This window comes from Halogeometricum sp. CBA1124 (assembly GCF_009741955.1).
GTDB classification, from domain to species: Archaea; Halobacteriota; Halobacteria; order Halobacteriales; family Haloferacaceae; genus Halogeometricum; species Halogeometricum rufum.
Genome location: NZ_WPCD01000254.1, coordinates 1 through 4552, shown reverse-complemented (window position 1 = coordinate 4552; position 4552 = coordinate 1). Strand labels below are relative to the sequence as shown.

Sequence of the window (4552 nt, the reverse complement as noted above, 5' to 3'; positions counted from 1 at the left end):
ATCGCCGTTCGACCGTCACCGCGTCGCCGACGGCCAGTCCGACGCGTCGCGCCGCGCCCGCGGTTCACCGCGAACTCGACGTTACCGTGACTGCCGACCGTGACGAGTCGGTCGCCGGGGTCGACGGCGGCGTAGGCGCGGGCGACGGGCGCGGACTCGCCGTTCACCGCGACGCGGTCCGCACCGTCGAGGAACTCCCCGGGGACGTTGGTGACTGCGTTGCCGAAGTCGTCGACGACGAGGACCTCGCCCGTCGCTCGGTCGCCGTCCACCGTCGCCGTCGGGAACGTGAGGTCGACGAACTCCGCGGCGGGCGTGACGCGTTCTATCGCCGTCACCGCGGGCGCGTCGTGGACGTCCGCGGCGGCCGGCGCGAACACGTCGCGGCCGTGGAACGTGTTGCTCGCCACGTCGTCGTAGGCCACGTCGTACACGTCGAAGTCGTCGCCCGCGAGTTCGCGGACGGCGGGTAGCACGACGCCGTTGTCGGGCGCGACGAACGTGTGCCCGGCCGCCTCGACGACGATTGCGGCGCGGTCGGTGCCGACGCCGGGGTCGACGACCACGAGGTGCGTCGCCGCCGGGAAGTACGGGAGCACCTCCCGGAGCCAGAACGCCGTCGCGCGGACGTCCTGCCGGGGGAAGTCGTGGGCGACGTCCACCAGTCGGGCGTCCGTCCGGCGGAGCAACACGCCCTTCATCGCGGCGGGGTAGGGCGTCCCGAAGTCCGAAGACAGCGTTATCATCGTCTCTCACCTCCGCCCGTCGCGGCCATGTCGCTTTCGGACGCTCACAGCACCGTCACCGACTCCGGAGCGAACCCGAGTTCGAGGCGCGTCGCCTCCGGCACCGACCCCGTCTTGACGACGACGGTCCGCCCCGCCCACCGGCAGTGCAGGCGCGTCGTGTCGCCGAGGAACTCAGCCGTCTCCACCTCGACGGCGAGACGGTTCGCGGCCGTCGCCCCCTCCGAGGCCGTCGCCCCCGTCGTCTCGGCAATCGAGAGATGTTCGGGACGGACGCAGAACCGGACCGTCTCGCCCGCGTCGGCGTCCGTCGGCGGGAGTTCGAACTCGGCGTCGGCGACGCGGACGACCGTTCGGTCGCCGGACGCGTCGCGGACCGTCCCCTCGAACACGTTGTTGTCGCCGACGAACGTGGCGACGAACTCCGTCTCCGGGCGGCGGTAGACGTCCTGCGGCGTGCCGACCTGTTCGACCCGGCCGCCGTTCATCACGGCCACGCGGTCGGAGACGGCCAGCGCCTCCTCCTGGTCGTGCGTGACGTACAGCGTCGTCACGCCGAGTTCCTTCTGCACGCGCTTGACGCTCCGGCGGAGTTGCTCGCGGAGGCGGGCGTCCAGCGCACTCATCGGTTCGTCGAGGAGGGAGGACGTCCGGTTCCGGGGCGAGGGCGCGCGCGAGGGCGACGCGCTGCTGTTGGCCGCCCGAGAGGTTGTCCGGGTCGCGGTCGCCCATCCCGGCGATGTCCATCATCTCCAACAGGTCTCCGACGCGTTCGTCAACCGTCGTCCCCGCGGGTGGACCGCCGAACTTGAGGCCGTAGGCGACGTTCTCGCGGACGGTCATGTGGGGGAAGAGCGCGTAGTTCTGGAACACCACGCCCACGTCGCGGTCCTCCGTCGGCACCCCGCTCACGTCCGTTCCGTCGAAGCGGACGACGCCCTCCGTGGGCGTCTCCAACCCGGCGACGAGGCGGAGCGTCGTCGTCTTCCCGCACCCGGAGGGGCCGACGAGCGTGAAGAACTCACCCTCGGATATCGACAGCGAGACGTCTCGAAGCGCCGCCGCGCCGGCGTACGTCTTCGTCACGCCGTCGAGTTCGAGGTCAACCACGGTCCGACGCCTCCGCGAGAGCGACGGGGTGCGACCCGAGAACGGCCGACATCGTATCGTGTCGTGTCACTCACCAGCCGATGATATACCCGTCGAATCTCGGACCGACGGCGGGAGCGCACCGTACCAGTCGACGGTCGCGGCGACCCGACTCGCGGCGGAGCGCGTTCAAGAACGCAGTTCGCCCTCCTCTTCGTCGGTCGAGTTCGGCAGGTCCGGGACGCTCGGCAGCCAGTCGGCGTCGGCGTCCACGCGCCCCGTGAGGACGGCGTTGACGACGACGCCGACGAGGATGGCCAGTCCGCCGAAGTAGAGCCACGAGAGGAAGATGAGCGCGACGCCGGCGACGCCGTACAGTTGGACGCTCTCCGAGAGCGTGACGTAGACGCGGAAGACGACGCCCGAGACGGTCCACGCGGCGGCGGCGAGGAGCGCACCCGGGAGCACGTCGCCGAGCGGTTGCTCGACGGCGGGAAACAGGTAGTACATCGGGAGGAAGACGAGGAGGAGCGACCCGAAGATGAGCACGACGCTGGCGACGGACAGCCAGCCGACCGGGAGCGCCACCGAGAGGGCGATGGAGACGAACGAGACGGCGATGAGCCCCGTCGTCGTGCCGACGAAGACGAGTCCGGTGTCGCGGAGGCGGCCCCAGAACGACGTGTGCCGCCGCGTGCCGTACACCTCGGCGAACGTGTCCTGGATGGACCGCAGGCTCTTCAGCGAACTCCACACCACGATGGCGACGGCCAGCGACAGGGCGCGGAGACGGGCGGAGGTGTTCGCACCGATCATCTCCAGCACCCGTTCGAGTTGCGCCTGGTCCACCTCCACGAGCGCAGTCAAGCCGCCGACGATGCTCTCGGCGGGCCCGAACGTGGCGACGCCGACGACGAGCAAGAACACCGTCGGGACGAACGCGTTGAAGACGTAGTAGGCGAGGCTCGCCGCGAGCGTCGTCACGGTCTTCTCGCGACTGACCGCGACGACGGCTTTCGTCACCCGAACGACGGACTCGACACGAGACACGGCCCGGCGTACGAGGACGGCCGGTATCAATCGTCGCAACTGTCGGGTTGCGAGACGGTCTGTCGAACGGCTACAACGGTTATGTGCGAGACGAGTCTCTGTGTAACTATGCCAGCGCTCACAGCACTCGCCGCCGGAGTCGCAGTCGCCTCGTCCGCCGTCGCGGTCCCCCTGCAGTCGGGCGGACTGCTGACGCTCGCTATCGCGTTCATCGTCCTCGCCATCTTGGCGGGCCTCGCCGGCTTCCGGGGCGTCGCCGGCCTCTCGATGAGCGCCGCCCGCCTCCTCGTGGTGGTGTTCCTCGTCCTCGCCGTCCTCACGTTCTTCCTGTGAGGAGGCCGCGCCGGACGCGACGCGGCGCGTCACGGGGGCTGTCGCCCCGGCGAACGACGACGAAGCGAGACGCCGCGCGTCGCCGCCAACGCCGTCAGGCTTATTCGCCGGTTCCCCGAACCAGTCTGACATGAACAGGCCACTCGCCGCCGTCGCCGGAGGATTCTCCGGAACAGCCGTGCTGACCGTTCTGCTCCTCCTGTTCGAGGTCGAGACTCGCTCGCAAATCGGGATGTTCGAGGTCGTCGCCCGGTTCGTCGGCGTCCCCGGCAGCACCACCGTCGGCTTCCTCCTGTTCGTCGCCGCGGGGACCGTCGCGTGGCCGTTGCTGTTCGTCGCCGTCGAGGAGACGATTCCCGGCGGCGACCCGGCGATAAAAGCGATGGGCGTGGGCGCGATTCTGTGGGTGCCGTTCGTCGTCGTCGGCCGCGGCGAACTCACGGGCGCCATCGTGTTCGCGTTCACCGGCCTGACGCTCGTCGCCCACCTCGCGTACGGCTACGTCACCGGCGCCGTCTACGCCCGCCTGACCGGCCGGACGCCGTCGCGCGAGACGTTCGGCGACGACCCCGACCTCTCGTCGCGGTAGCAGTTCGTCGCCGGTCCGGAATCGGTATTCCGCGCGCCGTCTCCATCTCGCCGCCGCTTCGATAGGTAAGAAATCGTACCGTTTGCGGAAACTGGGAACGGCCTTCGCACTTATGGGGGGACCGTCCCAAGTCGCTCTCGTGCGCGCCTCGCGCTCAGTTCGATAATGTCTCTGCCGCTCGTCACCCTCCTCGCGGCCGTCTGCGCCCTCCTCGGTGGGTGGGTCTGCTGGCGCCGCCGCGAGACGACCGACGCCGCTCGAGTCGAATCGCTCAGCGACGCCGTCTCGCTCAGGACCGACGGCGGCGAACGCCGCGGCGCGGACGACGCACGCGCCCGAGACACCGACCGACGCCCGGACGGGGGCGAACGGCGACCCGAGGAGTCCGCCGCCGACGGCGGCCGCCTCTCCTCCGTCGTCGGAACGCTGTACGGCCGCGAACACAAGACCAGCAAACCGTACGGCCTGATGCGCTGGGTGACGAGCGTCGACCACAAGGACATCGGCATCCTCTACGTCATCCTCGGACTCGCCGCCGGCCTGTGGGGTGCGACCGACGCGATGATGATTCGCACCGAACTGTTCACCCCGACGACGGACGTGTGGGACGCCGACACGTACAACGCCCTCTTTACCACGCACGGGCTGACGATGCTGTTCTTCTTCGTGCGCCCGTGTTCACCGGGCTGGCGAACTACTTCCTCCCCATCATGGTCGGACGGCCGACGACATGGCGTTCCCGCGG

The 4552-nt window shown here is 69.7% G+C and carries 3 protein-coding genes and 3 pseudogenes; 3 read left to right on the top strand and 3 right to left on the bottom strand.

Going from position 1 to position 4552, the window contains the following annotated elements; genetic code table 11:
- From GJ632_RS19720 to GJ632_RS19710, 3 genes and pseudogenes are all read right to left on the bottom strand, one after another.
- Nucleotides 1-746: pseudogene (locus GJ632_RS19720) on the bottom strand (S-adenosyl-l-methionine hydroxide adenosyltransferase family protein); the annotation flags it as partial.
- A 44-nt stretch (nucleotides 747-790) separates the two neighbouring features.
- Nucleotides 791-1856: pseudogene (locus GJ632_RS19715) on the bottom strand (ABC transporter ATP-binding protein).
- Between the two features lie 168 nt (nucleotides 1857-2024).
- Entirely contained in the window at nucleotides 2025-2885 is an 861-nt protein-coding gene (locus GJ632_RS19710; protein ID WP_197428105.1) for a YihY/virulence factor BrkB family protein, read from the bottom strand.
- Between the two features lie 108 nt (nucleotides 2886-2993).
- Between GJ632_RS19710 and GJ632_RS22520 the strand changes: the two genes are divergently transcribed.
- The 3 genes and pseudogenes from GJ632_RS22520 to GJ632_RS19700 form a co-directional block, all read left to right on the top strand.
- Entirely contained in the window at nucleotides 2994-3218 is a 225-nt protein-coding gene (locus GJ632_RS22520; protein WP_177232565.1) for a DUF1328 family protein, read from the top strand.
- A gap of 130 nt (nucleotides 3219-3348) precedes the next feature.
- Nucleotides 3349-3807, top strand: a complete 459-nt coding sequence (locus GJ632_RS19705; protein ID WP_089806628.1) for a DUF6789 family protein — start codon at nucleotides 3349-3351, stop codon at nucleotides 3805-3807.
- A 165-nt stretch (nucleotides 3808-3972) separates the two neighbouring features.
- A pseudogene (locus GJ632_RS19700) lies at nucleotides 3973-4552 on the top strand (cbb3-type cytochrome c oxidase subunit I); the annotation flags it as partial.